Origin of the sequence: Afipia sp. P52-10, from assembly GCF_000516555.1 — a bacterium.
GTDB lineage: Bacteria > Pseudomonadota > Alphaproteobacteria > Rhizobiales > Xanthobacteraceae > P52-10.
In genome coordinates, this window is the sequence record NZ_AZSJ01000003.1 from 387,868 (window position 1) to 405,687 (window position 17,820).

The following is a 17,820-nucleotide window of genomic DNA, read 5'->3' on the forward strand; positions in this document are numbered from 1 at the left end:
ACACGCAACGACAAACCGGCGCGTCCCAGCCGATTAATCAAGATTTAAGTTAACCTCTGCGCGTGGCTGTGATCAGGTCGCTGTCACGGCCACGGCATCGCCATCCAACGCAAGCTGCGCGTTGAGACCGCAAGCCTGCGCGAGCAACCGTGTGTAGTACGGCTGCACCGCATGCGCATCGACCGTAGCCTTCTGCACGCCGGCCAGCTGATCGGCGATGTTCTGCGGCAATCGCGCGTTCAGGCCGGCCGCGCGAACGCGAAAGCCACCCGTATCGCCGGCGCCAAGCGCATCGACGGTCAACATGCCGCCGCGCGGAATGGTCTGTTGCGCGATCACCAGCATGTTCAGGAGAAGCTTGACGCGATTCTTCGGCTGCAACGCGCGTGGCAGATTCCAGATGACCTTGGTCCTGTCGTCTTCGAGAAAGCCGCGAGTCATGTTCTCGGCGTCGCCAGTATCGATCTGCGCGCCGGCCGAGCCCGCAGCACCGAAGGCCAGCCTGCAGAATTGCAGCCGCGCCGATGCACTGCGCGCGCTCTTGCGGATCAGGTCGAGAGCGAAATCGCGATCGTCGGCATTCTTGGCGTCATCGAGCACCTCGAGTCCGTTGACGATCGCGCCGACCGGACTGATCAGGTCGTGGCAAACGCGCGAGCACAGCAGCGCCGCCAGATCGAGCGCATCCGGAGTGGGCGGTGCGGCAGTGTCGGCGGCCACGGCGGCGGTCGAAGGCGAAGCGGTCATGCAGGGCGGTCCTTGTCAAATGCGTCACGGGGAGCCGGCGCAGCGAATCAGGGCATCTTGGACCGATACATAGCAGGACAGCCAGGCACTCAGAAACGGTGCAAGATAGATGAGGTTTTCCAACCACTTCCGACCGGCCTTGACGACGCGTGACGTGCGCCATCGGCCATGCGACAAGCAGGCAAGCACAACCGCCGGCAAGGCGGCTCTCGCACGGCAAGACCTCATCTCATGACCCCCCCCGTTCCGACGCAGCCAATCATCGACCAGACCATGGCGCCTTCGCTGCTCGAACCGCTCACCGACCTGGTGGTGGCGGCATCGGCGGCAATTCTCGAGGTGGCGCGTCGCGAGGTCTCCGCCGAGAGCAAACAGGACGGCTCACCGGTGACGGAAGCCGATCTCGCAGCCGACCGCATTATCGTCGACGGGCTGACGCGGTTGATGCCGGCGGTGCCGGTCGTTTCCGAGGAGCGCGTCGATCGTTCGACCGGCCCTTATCTGGCGAGCTTTTTCATTGTCGACCCGCTCGACGGGACCCGCGAGTTCATTGCCGGACATGATGACTATACGGTCAATGTCGCCCTGGTCACGAACGGACGACCGCTGCTCGGGGTGATCAGCGCGCCAGCACTTGGTCTATTGTGGCGCGGCGTCGTCGGCTCCGGCGCCGAGCGGATGGAGCTCTCTGCCGATCCGGCGAAACGTGCAGCAAGCCTGGCGACGATACGGCCCCGACCGTGGCCCAGGGGGCCGTGGCTGGCCGCCGTCAGCCGATCACACGGCGACCCGCGCACCGACGCCTTTATCGATAGCCGTGGCGGCGCCGGCCGGGTGCCGATCGGATCGGCGCTGAAGTTCTGCCGGGTCGCTGAAGGCGCCGTCGATATCTATCCCCGCCTGTCGGCGATCTCGGAATGGGACATCGCCGCCGGCCATGCGATCCTGGAAGCGGCAGGTGGTGTCGTCACCGACAGCCGAGGACAGCCGATCCGTTTCGGCCAGCGCAAGGGCGAATTTGCCGTACCGGAATTCATCGCCTGGGGAGATGCCGCGCAAGCGCGCTAGCAGCAATCTAGCGCGAGAGGCTCTCGCGCAAGCTTGGCCACTGGCGTTGCGCCGCCTTCAGGAAACCCGACGGATCGGCAGCAAAGGCGGTCCGGCTGATGTCGCTTGAGAACAGAAATAGCCGCTGCGCATGGATCATCCAGATCTGCGGCAGGCCCTCGACGATCTTGCCCCGCGCCACATCGACCGGATCATAGCCGCCGAACTGGGGGCCATAGACTTGTGGGTGGCTGACGAAGGCTGCCCGATTGCCTTCATTGCGAAACCGCCAGATCGCCCCGTCCTGCACGGCTTCGTATCGCCCATCGCCCGGCATGGCTTTGGTTTCCGTAAAATAGGCCACCGGATCGAAGCCCGAGATCGCAAGTCCGGTCAGCCGGTTGATCACGATGCGCTCGGTCGTCGCTTGCGCTTGAACTGCGGATGCAGAGACCGTAGCGGCCCAAAGAACGGTCCACCAGACGCCCCAATTCCCCGACTCTTTCCTTTCCTGCCGCCGTAACGTCATAGTTGCCGCTGATAAAAGCTCGATTCGGGACGTTTCTGCAGTCTAGATGGGTTGCGTCAGCATCCGGTTAAGCGTTGGCTGGCCTGCTTGGATTCGTAAACGAGGGACCCCAAGAATGAAACTTGTTATGCGCCTTGCCGCGGTGTTGCTTGTCGCAATGATCGCCGGGACGCTGCCAGCACGCGCCCAGGGCGGGCCGCGCGCCAACCAGAGCCCACATACGTTCTCACCGGACGAAATCGTCAATGCCGGTCATCGGTTCTTCGGTAATGTCTCGCGCGGTCTCGCTTCGGTCATCGAACGCGCATTCAGCAATTGGGGCCAACCGAACGGCTATATCCTTGGCGAAGAAGGCAGCGGCGCCTTCGTTGCCGGCCTACGCTATGGCGAAGGCACGCTCTACACGAAGAATGCCGGTGACCTGCGGGTCTATTGGCAGGGCCCCTCGGTCGGCTTCGACTGGGGTGGCGACGGCGCCCGTACCATGATGCTGGTCTACAACCTACCCGCGACCGGCGCGATCTATCAGCGCTTCGCCGGCGTCAACGGCTCGGCCTATCTGGTCGGCGGCTTCGGGATGACGGCACTGACGTCCAATAACATCGTCGTCGTGCCAATCCGCTCCGGTGTCGGCCTGAGGCTTGGAGCCAATGTCGGCTACCTGAAGTTTACGCCGAACGCCACCTGGAACCCGTTCTGATCGGGGCAGCCACTCGAACTTCCTGAGTCCTGCAGCGCGCCTGCCCCGGGGTCTAAGCCATCCGGGCAGGACGCGGTCGAGCCTAGCTGGTGCGCATCGAAAACGGCCAGCCGTCCACAACCCGGCTATCGCACCCGCCCGATTCAGGTTAACGCGCTGTGCTGCTGGCGTCGTTCGGGCGGTCCATGGCATGGTAATCAAATCGTTAATTTGTCGGAGTTCGCCATGGTCGAACCGATCATCTATTTCGCGATCGGTTTTCTGGTCTCGACCCTTCTGGGGCTCGCGATCGTGCCGCTGGTTCATAACCGCGCCGTGCGGTTGACCACGAAGCGTCTGGAAGCGGCTACGCCGATTTCGATGGCCGAAATCCAGGCGGACAAGGATCAGCTCCGGGCCGAGTTCGCAATGTCCGCACGACGGCTTGAAATGAGCGTCGAGCAGCTCAAGGCCAAGACCACCAGTCAGCTCGCGGAACTGGGCAAGAAGTCCGATGCGATCAACCGCATGAAGTTCGAGCTCGGCGAGAAGAATGCAACGATCTTCCAGCTCGAGGCGCGCGAGAAAGCCATCAAGGAGCAGTTGCAGGCCACCGAGCAGGAATTCGCCACCAAGACCAACGCGCTGCATGCCGCAGAAGCGACCTTGGCCGAAAAGCAAGCCGAGCTGGCGAAGCTCGGCGTCGCGTTGACCGATCGCTCGCAGGCCGCAGAGGCGCGGCAGGTGGAGCTGGCGACCGTCGGCACCCAGGTCATCGCCCTGCAGCAGCGCGTCAACGACGCCGAGCGGGAGTTCACCGAGGCGCAGCAGAAACTTGCTCAGCAACGCGACGAATCCAGCGTCGCCTCACGCGACCTCGATGCCGCTCGCGGACGGCTGGAGAGCCTCGCGTCGCGAGTCGGCGAGCTGGAAACGCAACTCACCGCTCAGACCAAGGAGGCCGAAGCGCTCGGCGCGCGCGCAGCCGATCTCGAGAATCGCCTCGCGACCCAAGGCAAACTGCTGGCCGAACGCGGCATCGAGAACCATCAGCTTCGCCAGCAGCTCGAAGGCCAATCTCCATCAGCCACACCCGGCGCGAGCGATACAGTCGAATCGTCGGCACTTGAGGCGCTTCGCGCCGAAAAGACCCGGCTTGAGCAGGAACTGGCGACCGCACGCGACGAACGCAGCGCCGTGATGCGCGAACTGAACAGCATCAAGGCCCAGACCGAGACCGCGTGGGCGACCGAACGGATGGAGAATGCCGTTCTGCGTGAACGCATCAATGACATCGCCGCGGAAGTCGCCAAGCTTGCGATCACGCTGGAGGGACCGGATTCTCCGATCGAGGCGATCCTCGCGGTGGAGGCGCGCCCCGAACAGGTCCACGCCGAAGGCAAGCAGACGGACGAGAGGCCGGCGGGCGTACCGAATGCCGCCAACGCCAACAAGCCGGCTCCGGCGCCCTCTACGCCTGATGCTCCGACGGCCAAGGCTGGAACGAAGGGCGGCACACTGGCTGACCGCATTCGCGCCCTGCAGAACCAGGTCTCCCGGACCCAGCAGGCACAATAGAGTCGGCGCGGAGGCCACCGGCTTCCAGATCAATCGCGAGACGCAGAGATTTCCGGTGTCTTCCCTTGACACCCTACCCCTGCGCTTCGTAAATCGGCCGCTCAAGACCGGGCGCTTAGCTCAGCGGGAGAGCGTTCCCTTCACACGGGAGAGGTCATAGGTTCAATCCCTATAGCGCCCACCATCAAAAGCCTCTGTTTTCAAGGCTTTTCCCCGCACCGACCCACTAAACGACAAATCCGACGCCGAAAGCCTCCCGAACACTGCGGACAATTCGGGGAATTGTCGCCTTAACCGATGCCCACTCAATGCCCGCATGGCTGGAACGCGCAAAGCTCCGCTTTTCACGAGAACCCGGTTGGTATGCAAAAAGGCCGCAGCACAGGAGCTGCGGCCTTCGAACCGATGACGGTCGCCGCCCTCGGCGTCACATGAGGACTTCGATCAGTCGCGGTCCCGGGGTCTTCACCGAGTTGGCCAGCTCCTTGTGGAAGTCCTCGGCATTGGAGACCGAAACGCCCGGCACGCCCATGCCCTTGGCTAGCGAAACCCAGTCGAGCGCCGGACGGTCGAGGTTGAGCATGTCCACCGCTTTCTTGCCCGGCGAGCCGGCCTGTACGTTGGTGAACTCGCCCTTCAGAATCTCGTAGGTGCGATTGGCGAAGATGACCGTCGTGATGTCCAGCTGCTCACGCGCCTGGGTCCACAGCGACTGCAGCGTGTACATCGCGCTGCCGTCACCTTCGAGCGCGATCACGCGGCGATCCGGACAGGCAACGGCAGCCCCCGTCGCAACCGGCGTGCCGTAGCCGATCGAACCGCCCATGTTCTGTAGCCAGTCATGCGGCTTCGCACCGGCGGTGGGCGCGAAGAACGCACGGCCGGTGGTGACCGCCTCATCGACGACGATCGCATTCTCCGGGATCGCCGCAGCGATCGCTGCTGCGATCGATGCATGCGTCAGCGCGCCGGTCGGCTTGACGATCTCCGCATGCTGCTGTGGCTTGGCGTCGGACGGCTTGGCGCCGACGGCATCTGCAAGTGCTTGCAGGCTGCCGATACAATCACCCCCGATCTCGCAGAGCGAGTGCACCTTCGCGCCATCGGCCTTGAGCAGGCTCGGCTTGTCCGGATAGGCAAAGAACGCCACCGGCTCCACCGCTTCGACCAGGATGATGTGGCGGAAATCCTTCAGCGTGTTGACAGCGAGATCAACCACGTACGGTACACGATCGATCGAGTAGCGGCCTGCACCGCGGGCCATGCGAGGATTCGAGCCCTGCGCCATCACCTTGGCTCCGGTCTTGCCGGAGATCTGCGCGGCCAGCGCCAGCCCATCCTCACGCAAGGCGCGGTGCGACATCAGGATCAGCGTCGGCTCGCCACTCTTCAGGATCTTCGCCGCGTTGTCGACGGCCGTGCCCGAGAGCGCGGCGCGTTGGGAAATCTCGCCGACTTCGGCGAAGCCATCGGCTTCGTTCCACGCCGTATCCGCAGGCAGGATCAGCGTGGCGATCTGACCAGGCGCAGCACTGGCGGCGGCGATCGCGGCAGCCCCATCCCGCGCCACGGACTTGGCATTCGGCGAGGTTCGCACCCAGGCCGACACCGGACGCGCCAAACCCTCGATATCGGAGGTCAACGGTGCGTTGTGTTCGATATGATAGGTCGCGTGCTGGCCGACGATGTTGACGATGCCGGATGACGCTTTCTTGGCGTTATGGAGATTGGCGATACCGTTGCCGAGGCCAGGACCGAGATGCAGCAGGGTCGAAGCCGGCGTGCCTTTCATCCGGTAATATCCATCGGCTGCGCCGGTCACGACGCCTTCGAACAGGCCGAGCACGCACCGCATTCCATCGACCCGGTCGAGCGCCGAGACGAAGTGCATTTCGGATGTCCCGGGATTGGTGAAACAGACGTCCACTTTGCCCGCAACCAGCGTCCTCACCAGGCTTTCTGCACCATTCATGGCTGCACCATTGCTTTCATTGTTATATCGGATGGCTCCGATCACGAAAAAATCATCCTTCGCCAGCCCCGTCAAACACTTTACCCGAGCGGCTCAAGCGCTTGATTTGCCGCCCTTCTGACGAAGAAAGCGAGGGACCGCATGTCGCGCGGCCAAGCGTAGCGCCGGCTCGACGCACCCTGGCGCAGCTTGCGGAATCTCGCGAATTGTGGCCTTTCTCCGTCATAGCGACGACAATCATATGTTCGTAGAATGCATCGTTTGAATTGCAGATGAGGACAGGAATGAGACGGCTGCTGGCTTTCATGGTGATCGCAATGGCTTTCGGCCTGGCACCGGCCAAAGCGCAAGTTGACGATCCTGACTTCCTGACCGGCGGCTCCCCGCTCAGCAAGCGTTACCAGTTCTTCGGCGGCGGCAGCAGCTCGCAGGGACCGGTGCAGCGCACCACGGTCAACGTCGCCGGCAACTACAAGCCTGGCAGCATTCTGGTGAACACCGCCGAACGCCGTCTCTACTTCATGCTCGGCAACGGCCAGGCAATCCGCTACGGCATCGGCGTCGGCCGCGATGGCTTCCGCTGGGGCGGGGTGCATCGGGTGACCGCGAAAAAGGAATGGCCATCGTGGACACCGCCGGCGCAGATGCTGCGCCGTCGTCCCGATCTGCCGCGGCACATGAAGGGCGGCGAGGACAACCCGCTCGGCGCGCGCGCGATGTATCTCGGTTCGACCCTGTATCGCATCCACGGCTCCAATGAACCGGAAACCATCGGCCAGGCGGTCTCATCCGGCTGCTTCCGCATGACCAATGCCGATGTCATCGATCTCTATAACCGCGTGCAGGTCGGTGCGACGGTCATCGTCAAGAACTGATCGCAGCCTGCGGCTGCATGAATGAGAAAGGCCGGCCTCGTGCCGGCTTTTTTCTTGGGCCGTTCTTTTCAGCTATTCCCTCGGGCCCCTTTCTTGAGCGTTTCTTGCATGATTCTCGGCGCCCCAACGATCGCCTAGTTTCGGTACTTGATCCGAGCCTGCCCTCTTGTGAAAAACAGATATTCGATCTTTCGGACCCCGCCTACCAGGGATGGACGATGATCCGCTGCTTCACCCGTGCCGCATTCTGCATCGTCTTCCCTCTTGCTGTCGGGACGGCCATCGCCGCATTATCCCTCGAACGGGCTGCCCATGCGCAGCGGATCATCTCCTCACAGCAAGAGAAGAAGACCTTCACCGACGCCGAAATCGCCGACGGCTTTTTCCGCGTCGCATTCGGCGCCGAATTCCATCTCGCCGGCCGTGTGGACCGCATCCGCAAGTACGACAAGCCGGTCCGCGTCTTCATCGACAACCGAGCAAGCCCCGACCGCCGCAGCCGACTGCGCGATATCATCGCCGATATCGCGCATCGGATCGAACATCTCGACATCGCGGCGACGGACGTTCGTGAGACAGCCGACATCATCGTCACCCTGGTCCGCGATCGTGACCTGCACAAGACCATCACGTCGTTCTACGGCAGCGATCGCGCCAAGGAGATCCGCAGGGCGATCAACCCGCAATGCCTCTCGAGTTTCACCAAGGACGACAGTTTTGCGATCATCCATTCGAATGTGATCCTAGCGGTCGATGCTGGCCGCTTCGTCTTCGCCGATTGTGCCTATGAGGAGTTGCTGCAAGCGCTCGGTCCGATCAACGATACCGACGCCGTGCCCTGGACGACCTTCAACGACGACGTCAGCATGGATCACTTCGGCATCTACGATCAGTACCTGCTCAACATCCTCTACCATCCGGCAGTGAAGCCGGGCATGTCGGTGGAGGAGGTCAAGGCTCTCCTGCCACAAATTCTACCGCAGGTGCGGGCCTGGGTCGGCAAGATCAACGGGCTCGCCAACTGAGCCTGCCGCACCCGATCACGTCTTCGGTGTCTTGCAGATCGCTTTCAGCGCAGCCCACTCGGCCGGCGTGAGAAGCGGAGGCTCGCTCGGCTTGCGGTCCTCCTCGGTCATCCGCGCCAGGCGATCTTCCGAAAATGGATGACTCGACATCAGCGACAGGCCCTTACCCTTCTCCTTGCCGGTGATGCGCAGCAGAAATTCGCCCATCGGCTTCGGGGAGCGGCCGAGCTTGTGCATGATCTCGATGGTCGAGGCGTCGGCGCTGCGCTCGGATTCGCGCGAGTGTGAAGCCTGGAAAAGCTCACGGCTGGCAAAAATAATCGCGCTGGAGCCAGTGATATCCCCGAACAGCAAACCGATCAGAAACGAGGTGCCGCCATTATAGATCATGTTGCGGAGACCATCGCGATTCTTCACATGGCCGAGCTCGTGCGCCAAGACGCCGGCAAGCTCATCGGCGTTCTCAGCCTTGTCCAACAGTCCTTCGAACACGTAGATCTTGCCGCCCGGAAGGGCGATGGCATTGGCGATCGGATTGGCGATCACAGCCGCGTCCGCCGTCGCATCGATCCCGCCGGCGATCCGCAATGTCTGGAGCAGCTTGTCAAATGCGGCGCGTCCGGCCGGGTTCTGACAGGACTTTCCGTCGAAAATCACCTTCACCTGCTTGTCGGCGACATCGCCGAGCCGCTTCTCCACCGAGTAAGGAATGAGCGGCGTCAGCCGGTTTGCGGCGATCGGCACCACATACAAAACCATCAGCCCAATCGATGCGAGCGCTGCGGCCGACCAGCCGACGATCGCGGCGACGCCTCGGGCGCCGGGCATGTCCGCGTCTAGCGACGGGCAACGAGTGGCGAGCTCTGCAGCCAGCGCCGGATCACGGATCTCGAGACGCGATAACGACGGCGCCGAGACACACATCACCCGCAACACGCCCGCAGGACCGTCGGCGCGGCGAATATCGGCGTAGCGCCAGGATGCGACGGTGTCTCCGGCCTCCTGAATCCGGCACTGCTCATCGAAATGCAACGTCACGTTTCGTCGGCGATTGGACGTCCCGTCGAGCCATGTCACTGGAGCGAGCGCGGCCATATCGGTTTTGGCAGCGGCACCGTCCGTAGCGGAATCGCCTTCCGTCTCAGACAAGTCTCACAGTCCTCCAACGTCCAGGCCATCGGAAAATCCTTCGCCGATGGCGTTGGCGAGTTCTCCCTTTGCGGCAACATTGGCGGCTGCCTCGATACCGTGCACGGTGACGGATGAGACCGCACGCTGCCAAAGATCGCGGACCAGATATAGACGGATGACCACGTTCAGCATCATCGCCCAGACCAGATAGCCGACCACGGCCAGCGCAATGAACGGAATGCTGGTGAGCAGATCGATGTTGGAGAACAACGTATCGTCGATCGGCTGCGCCGTCATGGTCGCCACGATCACCACCGCGACGGCGAGATAGACGGCGAGCACGGCCAGCAACAAGAGCACCCATCCGATCGTCTTCCAGTACAGTCCGATGAGCTGCCCCTTGCGCAGGTTCGATTCGAGGCTGATGCCGCCGAGACGCAGGCCGCTCAACCACCAGCGCATCTGCACCGCCTTGAACGCCGCATAGACGAACGGAGTTGCGACAAAGACATACAGCGCAAACGGGGTCAGCAGCCAGAGCCACCAGCCGCGTTTGAAGAAGTCCCAGCCACGGCCTGCGAAGCTGCCCTGCAGATCACCATAATGGGTGTTCTGCATCTTGTAGCGCTCGAGCGCCGCGTCCCGCCAGGGCAGCGCGATGCCAAGCGTCAGCACCACAGCCAAGCTCCAAAGCGACGCACGCAAGGCATAGTTCCAGCCCGAACCCGTCATCCAGAAGCGGACGCCGCGCCAGACGGTGCGTGTCATGCGGTAGCGGCGCGCTCGATAGATCGCGAACTGGGTGAAGACGTAGAAGAAGATCACCAGCGGCACGCTGGCGAAGGCTTGCAGCCGTTCCGCTTCCAAACCCACGATGAAATAGGCGAGGTAGACCGGCACGAGGATCGCCATCGCGATCAGGAATCCGATCAACAATTCCTTGCCGCGGCCGGTGTATTCGGCGCCGTCGCCATCGACGACCGTATGCGACCAGAGATGGCGGCGGATATCGGTTGTCAGCCAGAAGCGGTAAAAGCCGACGGTCATCAATTCCAGCCCCGCGCCGCGGGCGATCAGGCTGAGGAAGCTGCCGCGATCACCCGTGAATGCCGCCTGGGCCTGTGTGCGCTCCGGCGGAAGCGGCGCGGTGGTCATCTGGTCCATAGACTGCCCAATCGTTTTGCGTCCCCATTCTCGTGGAGCGGATTTGACATTCGCATTTCACTGCGCTGCGGGCTCGGAAGGCGAATGTCAAACCCGAAGCTCACCAAGCTACTATGTTTGCTAGTGGTTCTTTGATTCCAACATTTGCAAGCGTCGCCGCCGCAATGGGATGCAAATGTCGGAATCGAATCACTAGATCTTTAGTCGCGAGACCCCAGACGCGGGTTCGATACGGCAGATTATCCTAATTTGTCGAAAAGCTCGCGACCGATCAGCATTCGGCGGATTTCGCTAGTGCCCGCGCCGATCTCGTACAGCTTGGCATCGCGCAGCAGCCGACCGGTGGCGTAATCGTTGATGTAACCATTGCCGCCTAGAAGCTGGATCGCATCCAGCGCGCACTGGGTCGCCCGCTCCGCCGCGTAGAGGATGGCGCCCGCCGCATCCTCGCGGGTGGTTTCGCCGCGATCGCAGGCCTTGGCCACCGCATAAACGTAGGCCCGGGCGGCGTTCATGGTGACATATATGTCGGCGATCTTGCCCTGGACCAGCTGGAACGTGCCGATCGGCTGGCCGAACTGCTTGCGCTCCTGCACGTAGGGCATCACTACATCCATGCAGGCCTGCATAATGCCGAGTGGCCCCGCCGCCAGCACCGCGCGCTCGTAGTCGAGGCCGGACATCAACACATTGACGCCTTTGCCGACCTCGCCGAGCACGTTCTCTTCCGGCACCTCGCAATCCTGGAACACCAGCTCGCAAGTGTCGGAGCCACGCATGCCGAGCTTGTCGAGCTTCTGCGCCGTGGAGAAGCCCTGCATTCCCTTCTCGATCAGGAAAGCGGTGATGCCGCGTGGGCCGGCATCGGGATCGGTCTTGGCGTAGACCACCAGCGTCTCGGCCACGGGGCCATTGGTGATCCACATCTTACCGCCATTGAGAACGTAGCGGTCGCCCTTCTTGTCGGCTCGGGTGCGCATCGACACCACGTCGGAGCCCGCCCCCGGCTCCGACATCGCCAGCGCGCCGACATGTTCGCCTGAAATCAGCTTCGGCAGGTATTTCCGCTTCTGGGCCTCGGTGCCGTTGCGTCGGATCTGGTTGACGCAGAGGTTGGAATGGGCGCCATAGGACAAGCCGACAGCGGCGGAGGCACGCGAAATCTCCTCCATCGCCACGCAGTGTTCGAGATAGCCGAGGCCTGCCCCGCCATACTCCTCCTCGACGGTGATCCCGTGCAGCCCAAGCGCACCGATCCTGGGCCAGAGATCCCGCGGAAAGGTATTGGTCTTGTCGATCTCCGCAGCGCGCGGAGCGATCTCGTTCGAGGCGAAATTCCAGACCGTCTCGCGGATCGCATCCGCCGTCTCACCCAGATCGAAATTGAACGCGCGCAACGAGTTGGCGATCATATAAGTCTCCGTCGTCAGACTTCAGGCGACGAGATCGATCTCCGTCAGCATGTCATAGGCCAGGAGGTCTTCTGCGTCGTCCGCCATGATCCGCTTGCCGATCAAATCGCGCAAGGTCTCGGACGTGCCGCCCCCCAGTGTTCCGTAGCGCGCGCCGCGATAAAGCCGAGACACCGCGTACTCGTCGGTGAAGCCGAAGCCGCCATGCAGCTGCACCGCGTCGTTGGTGACGCGCAGCGCCATCTCGTTGCAGAACACCTTGGCTACCGCCGCCATGAACGGGTCCGGGAACGGGTTGGCGGTCATGCAGGCCCGATACAGGATACTGCGGCCGGTCTCGATGTCCTTGTACATATCGGCGAGCTTCCAGCGGATGCCCTGGAATTCGCCGATCCGCTTGCCGAAAATCTCGCGATCCTTGGCGTATTTCGTCGCCTCAGCGAAGGCGCCTTCCGCGAGGCCCAGGGAGATGGATGGATTGAGGCAGCGCTGGGTGTTGAAGGCGCTGAGCAGCTTGCGGAAGCCGTTCTCGCGGATGACCAGGTTCTCCAGCGGCAGCTCGCAGTTGTTGAACTGGATCTCGTGCAGGTTCTCGCCGCCCATGGTATGATAGGTGCCGGTCACCTCGAAGCCCGGCGTGCCACGCTCGAGCAGCACGCAACCGATACCATCACGGCCGGGCTTGCGGTCGACCCGGGTGAAGACCACGAACATGCCGGCTTCCTCGGCACGGCTGATCAGGGTCTTCACGCCGTTGAGGATGATCCGGTCCCCCTTGATATCGACGTTGGTCCGGTAATTGGCGACGTCCGTGCCGGCATGCGGCTCCGTCATGCAGACGGCCAGGATGCAGTCGCCGCTGACCACTTGCGGCAGGATGCGCCGCTTGATCGAGTTCGGCGCGTAGGTGGAGATCACCCGGGTCTGCACGCCGGCCTCACCGAGCGTCGCCATCGCGGTGACGTAACACCCCTTGGCGATTTCCTCGAGAATCAACGCTGTTTCGAAGATCGACAGTCCAAGACCGCCATACTCCTCCGGGACCGACATGCCGAGAACGCCGATGTCCGCCAGCTTCTTCATGTTCGGCCATGGAAATGTGCCGTCCATGTACTTCATCGCATTCGGCTTGAATTCGCCTTCGACGAGGTCACGCACGGTCGAAACCATGCGCTGCTGTTGATCCGTCAGCCTGAAATCCATCGGTCCGTCTCTCCCTGATCGCGCCATGCGCTGCGCGAAACCGGCCCACCATGGCACGGCGCAAGAAGAGAAAGAAGTGCGGCCGGCAAATGCCGGCTGCACGTTCCACGCCGTTCTGAATATTAGACTATTTGCGCCGTCAGACGATCGCGCGCGAGGCTTCCTTGACCTTGCGCGTGGCGGTGTCGACCGACTGCGCCGCAGAGGCAATCTCGTTCATGCTGGCGTTGATGTCGGCAACGCCTCGCGCTGCCGTCTGCATGTTCTCCGAGATGTTCTGCGTCACGGACGACTGCTCTTCGACGGAGGCCGCGATCGCCGCCGATATTTCGTTGATGCGCGAGATCGTCTGGGTGATCGCTTCGATAACGTTGACCGCATTGGTCGTCGAGTTCTGCACCTCGGCGATCTGACCGCTGATTTCATCGGTCGCCTTCGAGGTCTGTGTCGCCAGGCTCTTCACCTCGGAGGCCACCACCGCAAAACCGCGCCCGGCCTCGCCAGCCCGGGCAGCTTCGATCGTCGCATTCAAGGCCAAGAGATTGGTCTGATCGGCAATATTGTTGATGAGCTTGACCACATCGCCGATCTTCTGTGCCGCCTGAGCCAATCCCGAAACGATCGCATTGGTTTCGTTCGCCTGCTCGACCGCCTTAGTCGAAATCGTCAGTGCATCTGCGGCCTGACGGCTGATCTCGCCGACCGAGGCGGCAAGTTCTTCGGCGCCCGATGCGACGGCCTGCATGTTGGTAGCGGTCTGGGTCGACGCCGCAGCCGCAGACGTCGCCTGGCTGTTGGTCGAGGAAACCGCATCGGTGATCTTGCCGAGATCGGCATCGATGGTCTTCTGTGCCTCGGCCCGCTGCAGGCGGCGCTCGACCTGCTCGGTGATGTCGCTTGCGAACTTCACCACCTTGCAGAGCTTGCCCTCGGCATCCACGATCGGATTGTAGGAGGCTTGCAGCCAGATCCGCTTGTCGCCCTTGCCGACACGTTCGAATTCGCCCGCCTGATACTCGCCCTGGCGAAGCTGCTCCCAGAAATGACGGTATTCGCCACTCTCGCGCAGGACCGGAGGCACGAACATGCTGTGATGTTTCCGCTCGATCTCTCCGAGCGTGTAGCCGACGGCTCTCAAGAAATTTGCGTTGGCGCTGACGATCGTGCCATCCAAATCGAACTCGATCACCGCCTGTGATTTATGGATCGCCTTGATCTGGCCTTCATAGTTCGCGCTGCGGGTTTTCTCAGCCGTGATGTCGGTTGCGAACTTCACCACCTTGAACGGCTTTCCGTTCCGGCCGAACAACGGATTGTAGGAGGCCTGAATCCAGATCGGCCGACCGCTCTTGGTCAGGCGCTTGTACTCGGCAGCCTGATACTCGCCCCGGCCGAGGCGCTCCCAGAATTCGCGGTACTCCCGGGAGTCACGATAGTCCGGCTCCACGAAGAGGCTGTGGTGCTTGCCCTGAATCTCATCGAGCCGATAGCCGACAGCGTTCAGGAAATTATCGTTGGCGGTGATGACCGTGCCGTCGAGGTTAAATTCGATCACGGCCTGCGACTTGGTCAAGGCTTCCAATTTGGCCTGCGATTCCCGAGAAGATCCGAACATTCTGTATGTCCTTCCAGTGAACCCATCGGTTGTGCCCTGAAAATTTTAATCAACTTTTACGCGAACGGTATCGCGCTGCCTTTGGCGAAAAAACCTTGTAAAAACTCGACAATTCGCAGCCGATTATGCGGGAATAGTCCGAGGGACAGCCACAACCGGCGCTTGCCCTGACCGCCGGAGCACGCCCATAATCGCTGAGACGTGGCACCTTTGCGCGAATGATAACGCAATCATCCGGGGCCACGCTGCCGGATGATCGATAAGGGACGAACCCCCATGCACGGAACGGTCAAACCCGGCGACGCCCGAGAACGGGCCTATTCGATCCCCCTCGAAGACTTCCACGTCGGCGATCCGGAGCTTTACGCCACCGATAGCCACTGGCCGTATTTCGAACGGCTGCGCAAGGAAGACCCGGTTCACTACTGCCGCGACAGCGAGTTCGGGCCTTATTGGTCGGTCACCAAATACAACGACATCATGGAGGTCGAGACCAACCACCAGGTGTTTTCGTCCGATTCCAGTCTCGGCGGCATCACCATCCGTGACGCACGGCCGGATCTCCGGCGTCCGAGCTTCATCTCGATGGATCAGCCCAAGCACGGGCCTCAGCGCAAGACCGTTGCGCCGATGTTCACCCCTACGCACCTCGACAACCTCGCGATCACGATCCGTGAGCGCGCTTGCCTGATCCTCGATAACCTGCCGCGCAACGAGACGTTCGACTGGGTCGACAAGGTATCGGTCGAGTTGACCACGCAGATGCTGGCGACCTTGTTCGATTTTCCATGGGAGGAACGCCGCAAGCTGACCTACTGGTCCGATATCGCCACCGCCGTCCCCGGTGCGGGCATGATCGATACGATCGAGGAGAAGCAGGTCATCCTTGGAGAGTGTGGCGAGTATTTCAAGAAACTCTGGAACGAACGGATCAACCAGCCGCCGAAGCATGATCTGCTGTCGATGATGGCCCATAGCGAGGCCACGCGGAACATGGACGAGCGCAACTTCCTCGGCAATCTGATCCTGCTGATCATCGGCGGCAACGACACCACCCGCAATTCGCTCTCTGGAGCCGTGTATGCGCTGAACAAGTTTCCCGACCAATATCAGAAGCTGAAGGATAATCCGGCGCTGGTTGAAAGCTTCGTCCCCGAAGTGGTGCGCTGGCAGACCCCGTTGGCACACATGCGCCGCACCGCGCTCGCCGACATCGACCTTGCCGGCAAGCAGATCAAGAAAGGCGACAAGGTGGTGATGTGGTATGTCTCGGGCAATCGCGACGAGGATGTCATCGAGAATCCTGACGCGTTCATCATCGACCGCAAGCGCCCGCGCACGCACCTGTCGTTCGGTTTTGGCATCCATCGCTGCGTCGGCCTGCGGCTGGCGGAACTGCAGCTCAGGATCGTCTGGGAAGAGATCCTCAAGCGCTTCGACCGGATCGAACTGGTGGAGGAACCGAAGCGCGTCTACTCCAGCTTCATCAAGGGCTACGAGCACATGCCGGTGCGCATTGCGGCGTAATATCGCTATACCAAATCATTAGAGCCGTTCGGCAACCTCTGCTTTTTCGCTGTAGCCCGGCCCCAAAGGCCGGGCTATGCACGTTTCAGACATAGCTCTCAGACATAGCTTAAGGGTTGGATACGCCATGAACGTTGCCGTAAGTGCCGAGGCAGCCACCGGATACGACAGTCACCAGGACATCCGCGACGCCGTCGCCAAGCTCTGCGAGAGCTTTCCCGGCGAATACTGGCGCAAGCTCGACCGCGAGATGGCTTATCCGACCGAGTTCGTCAAAGCGCTGACGGATTCCGGCTACCTGTCCGTGCTGATCCCCGAAGAGTATGGCGGCGCCGGCCTCAAGCTTGGTGCAGGCGCGGCAATCCTTGAGGAAATTCATCGCGCGGGCTGCAATGCCGGCGCTTGCCACGCGCAGATGTACACCATGGGCACCGTGCTGCGGCACGGCAACGACGCGCAGAAGAAGCAGTTTCTGCCGCGCATCGCCACCGGCGAATTGCGGCTGCAGGCATTCGGCGTCACCGAACCGACCAGCGGCACCGATACCTCGTCGCTGAAGACAACGGCCAAACGCGAGGGCGACCACTATGTCGTCAACGGCCAGAAGATCTGGACCAGCCGTGCCGAACATTCCGACCTGATGATCCTGCTGGCACGGACGACACCGAAGGACCAGGCTGCCAAACGCACCGATGGTCTTTCAGTGTTCATCGTCGACATGAAGGCGGCGCTCGGCAACGGGCTGACCATCCGCCCGATCCGCACCATGATGAACCACTCCACGACGGAGGTGTTCTTCGACAACATGCGGGTGCCGGCCGAAAACCTGATTGGCGATGAAGGCAAGGGCTTCCGTTACATCCTGTCCGGCATGAACGCCGAGCGCATCCTGATTGCGTCGGAATCAATCGGTGACGCGAAGTGGTTCATCAAGAAGGCCACCGACTACGCCAGCCAGCGGGTGGTGTTCGGCCGGCCGATCGGCCAGAATCAAGGCATCCAATTCCCGATCGCCAAGGCCTATGCGGCGATGCGTGCCGCCGAATTGATGGTGCGGGAAGCCGTGCGGCTTTATGAAGCGGGATTGGACTGCGGCGCCGAGGCCAACATGGCGAAGATGCTGGCGGCGGACGCGGCCTGGGAGGCGGCCAATGCCTGCGTGCAGACCCATGGCGGCTTCGCCTTCGCCGAGGAGTACGATGTGGAACGCAAGTTCCGCGAGACGCGGCTCTATCAGGTGGCGCCGATCTCGACCAACCTCGTTCTGTCGTTCGTTGCCGAGCACGTCCTCGGCATGCCGCGTTCGTACTGAGGCC

15 protein-coding genes and 1 tRNA gene are annotated in these 17,820 nt (G+C 62.0%); 8 read left to right on the top strand and 8 right to left on the bottom strand.

Going from position 1 to position 17,820, the window contains the following annotated elements; all coding sequences use genetic code 11:
• Nucleotides 1–72: 72 nt before the first annotated feature.
• Complete coding sequence (gene chpT, locus X566_RS03170; RefSeq protein ID WP_034463397.1) at nucleotides 73–747, bottom strand: histidine phosphotransferase ChpT; 675 nt, start codon at nucleotides 745–747, stop codon at nucleotides 73–75.
• A gap of 231 nt (nucleotides 748–978) precedes the next feature.
• On the opposite strand from chpT, the gene cysQ reads away from it, so the two are divergent.
• The gene (cysQ, locus tag X566_RS03175; protein WP_051443839.1) at nucleotides 979–1,815 is read left to right on the top strand and encodes a 3'(2'),5'-bisphosphate nucleotidase CysQ; all 837 of its coding nucleotides are present in this window, start codon (nucleotides 979–981) and stop codon (nucleotides 1,813–1,815) included.
• 7 nt (nucleotides 1,816–1,822) lie between these two features.
• Here cysQ and X566_RS03180 read toward each other — a convergent pair whose 3' ends face one another.
• On the bottom strand, nucleotides 1,823–2,203 hold the full coding sequence (locus X566_RS03180; protein ID WP_275451012.1) for a YHS domain-containing (seleno)protein: 381 nt from the start codon (nucleotides 2,201–2,203) through the stop codon (nucleotides 1,823–1,825).
• 235 nt (nucleotides 2,204–2,438) lie between these two features.
• Between X566_RS03180 and X566_RS03185 the strand changes: the two genes are divergently transcribed.
• The 3 genes from X566_RS03185 (at nucleotide 2,439) to X566_RS03195 (ending at nucleotide 4,764) form a co-directional block, all read left to right on the top strand.
• Nucleotides 2,439–3,023: a DUF1134 domain-containing protein gene (locus tag X566_RS03185; protein ID WP_034463399.1), complete on the top strand. Its 585-nt coding sequence runs from the start codon at nucleotides 2,439–2,441 to the stop codon at nucleotides 3,021–3,023.
• Nucleotides 3,024–3,248: 225 nt separating this feature from the next.
• Nucleotides 3,249–4,580 (top strand): hypothetical protein, encoded by a 1,332-nt coding sequence (locus X566_RS03190; RefSeq protein WP_034463402.1) that lies wholly within the window; start codon nucleotides 3,249–3,251, stop codon nucleotides 4,578–4,580.
• 109 nt (nucleotides 4,581–4,689) lie between these two features.
• Nucleotides 4,690–4,764: transfer RNA gene (locus X566_RS03195), tRNA-Val, on the top strand.
• Between the two features lie 243 nt (nucleotides 4,765–5,007).
• Here X566_RS03195 and X566_RS03200 read toward each other — a convergent pair.
• Nucleotides 5,008–6,552 carry an acetolactate synthase large subunit gene (locus X566_RS03200; RefSeq protein WP_034467715.1) on the bottom strand — a complete coding sequence of 515 codons (1,545 nt, stop codon included), beginning with the start codon at nucleotides 6,550–6,552 and terminating at the stop codon, nucleotides 5,008–5,010.
• A 284-nt stretch (nucleotides 6,553–6,836) separates the two neighbouring features.
• Between X566_RS03200 and X566_RS03205 the strand changes: the two genes are divergently transcribed.
• On the top strand, nucleotides 6,837–7,427 hold the full coding sequence (locus X566_RS03205) for a L,D-transpeptidase (protein WP_034463404.1): 591 nt from the start codon (nucleotides 6,837–6,839) through the stop codon (nucleotides 7,425–7,427).
• Nucleotides 7,428–7,645: 218 nt separating this feature from the next.
• A complete protein-coding gene (locus X566_RS03210) occupies nucleotides 7,646–8,452 on the top strand; it encodes a DUF2927 domain-containing protein (protein WP_034463406.1) in 807 nt (268 codons plus the stop codon).
• A gap of 15 nt (nucleotides 8,453–8,467) precedes the next feature.
• Here X566_RS03210 and X566_RS03215 read toward each other — a convergent pair whose 3' ends face one another.
• The 5 genes from X566_RS03215 to X566_RS03235 form a co-directional block, all read right to left on the bottom strand.
• On the bottom strand, nucleotides 8,468–9,547 hold the full coding sequence (locus X566_RS03215; RefSeq protein WP_034463408.1) for a M48 family metallopeptidase: 1,080 nt from the start codon (nucleotides 9,545–9,547) through the stop codon (nucleotides 8,468–8,470).
• A 57-nt stretch (nucleotides 9,548–9,604) separates the two neighbouring features.
• On the bottom strand, nucleotides 9,605–10,738 hold the full coding sequence (locus X566_RS03220) for a DUF898 family protein (protein WP_152539890.1): 1,134 nt from the start codon (nucleotides 10,736–10,738) through the stop codon (nucleotides 9,605–9,607).
• 248 nt (nucleotides 10,739–10,986) lie between these two features.
• Complete coding sequence (locus X566_RS03225) at nucleotides 10,987–12,159, bottom strand: isovaleryl-CoA dehydrogenase (protein ID WP_034463410.1); 1,173 nt, start codon at nucleotides 12,157–12,159, stop codon at nucleotides 10,987–10,989.
• A gap of 21 nt (nucleotides 12,160–12,180) precedes the next feature.
• Nucleotides 12,181–13,362, bottom strand: a complete 1,182-nt coding sequence (locus tag X566_RS03230; protein WP_051443840.1) for an acyl-CoA dehydrogenase family protein — start codon at nucleotides 13,360–13,362, stop codon at nucleotides 12,181–12,183.
• 139 nt (nucleotides 13,363–13,501) lie between these two features.
• Nucleotides 13,502–14,977, bottom strand: a complete 1,476-nt coding sequence (locus tag X566_RS03235) for a PAS domain-containing methyl-accepting chemotaxis protein (RefSeq protein ID WP_034463411.1) — start codon at nucleotides 14,975–14,977, stop codon at nucleotides 13,502–13,504.
• 276 nt (nucleotides 14,978–15,253) lie between these two features.
• On the opposite strand from X566_RS03235, the gene X566_RS03240 reads away from it, so the two are divergent.
• Nucleotides 15,254–16,504 (top strand): cytochrome P450, encoded by a 1,251-nt coding sequence (locus X566_RS03240; RefSeq protein WP_034463412.1) that lies wholly within the window; start codon nucleotides 15,254–15,256, stop codon nucleotides 16,502–16,504.
• A 127-nt stretch (nucleotides 16,505–16,631) separates the two neighbouring features.
• Entirely contained in the window at nucleotides 16,632–17,816 is a 1,185-nt protein-coding gene (locus X566_RS03245; RefSeq protein WP_034463413.1) for an acyl-CoA dehydrogenase family protein, read from the top strand.
• Nucleotides 17,817–17,820: the final 4 nt, after the last annotated feature.

Bases quoted from the DNA above. Each gene is read 5' to 3' on its own strand.
- X566_RS03240 (WP_034463412.1), top strand. From the start codon at position 15,254: ATGCACGGAACGGTCAAACCCGGCGACGCCCGAGAACGGGCCTATTCG.
- X566_RS03215 (WP_034463408.1), bottom strand. From the start codon at position 9,547: ATGGCCGCGCTCGCTCCAGTGACATGGCTCGACGGGACGTCCAATCGC.
- X566_RS03225 (WP_034463410.1), bottom strand. From the start codon at position 12,159: ATGATCGCCAACTCGTTGCGCGCGTTCAATTTCGATCTGGGTGAGACG.
- X566_RS03205 (WP_034463404.1), top strand. From the start codon at position 6,837: ATGAGACGGCTGCTGGCTTTCATGGTGATCGCAATGGCTTTCGGCCTG.
- X566_RS03235 (WP_034463411.1), bottom strand. From the start codon at position 14,977: ATGTTCGGATCTTCTCGGGAATCGCAGGCCAAATTGGAAGCCTTGACC.
- chpT (WP_034463397.1), bottom strand. From the start codon at position 747: ATGACCGCTTCGCCTTCGACCGCCGCCGTGGCCGCCGACACTGCCGCA.
- X566_RS03245 (WP_034463413.1), top strand. From the start codon at position 16,632: ATGAACGTTGCCGTAAGTGCCGAGGCAGCCACCGGATACGACAGTCAC.
- X566_RS03190 (WP_034463402.1), top strand. From the start codon at position 3,249: ATGGTCGAACCGATCATCTATTTCGCGATCGGTTTTCTGGTCTCGACC.
- X566_RS03185 (WP_034463399.1), top strand. From the start codon at position 2,439: ATGAAACTTGTTATGCGCCTTGCCGCGGTGTTGCTTGTCGCAATGATC.
- X566_RS03230 (WP_051443840.1), bottom strand. From the start codon at position 13,362: ATGGATTTCAGGCTGACGGATCAACAGCAGCGCATGGTTTCGACCGTG.
- X566_RS03220 (WP_152539890.1), bottom strand. From the start codon at position 10,738: ATGACCACCGCGCCGCTTCCGCCGGAGCGCACACAGGCCCAGGCGGCA.
- cysQ (WP_051443839.1), top strand. From the start codon at position 979: ATGACCCCCCCCGTTCCGACGCAGCCAATCATCGACCAGACCATGGCG.
- X566_RS03210 (WP_034463406.1), top strand. From the start codon at position 7,646: ATGATCCGCTGCTTCACCCGTGCCGCATTCTGCATCGTCTTCCCTCTT.
- X566_RS03200 (WP_034467715.1), bottom strand. From the start codon at position 6,552: ATGAATGGTGCAGAAAGCCTGGTGAGGACGCTGGTTGCGGGCAAAGTG.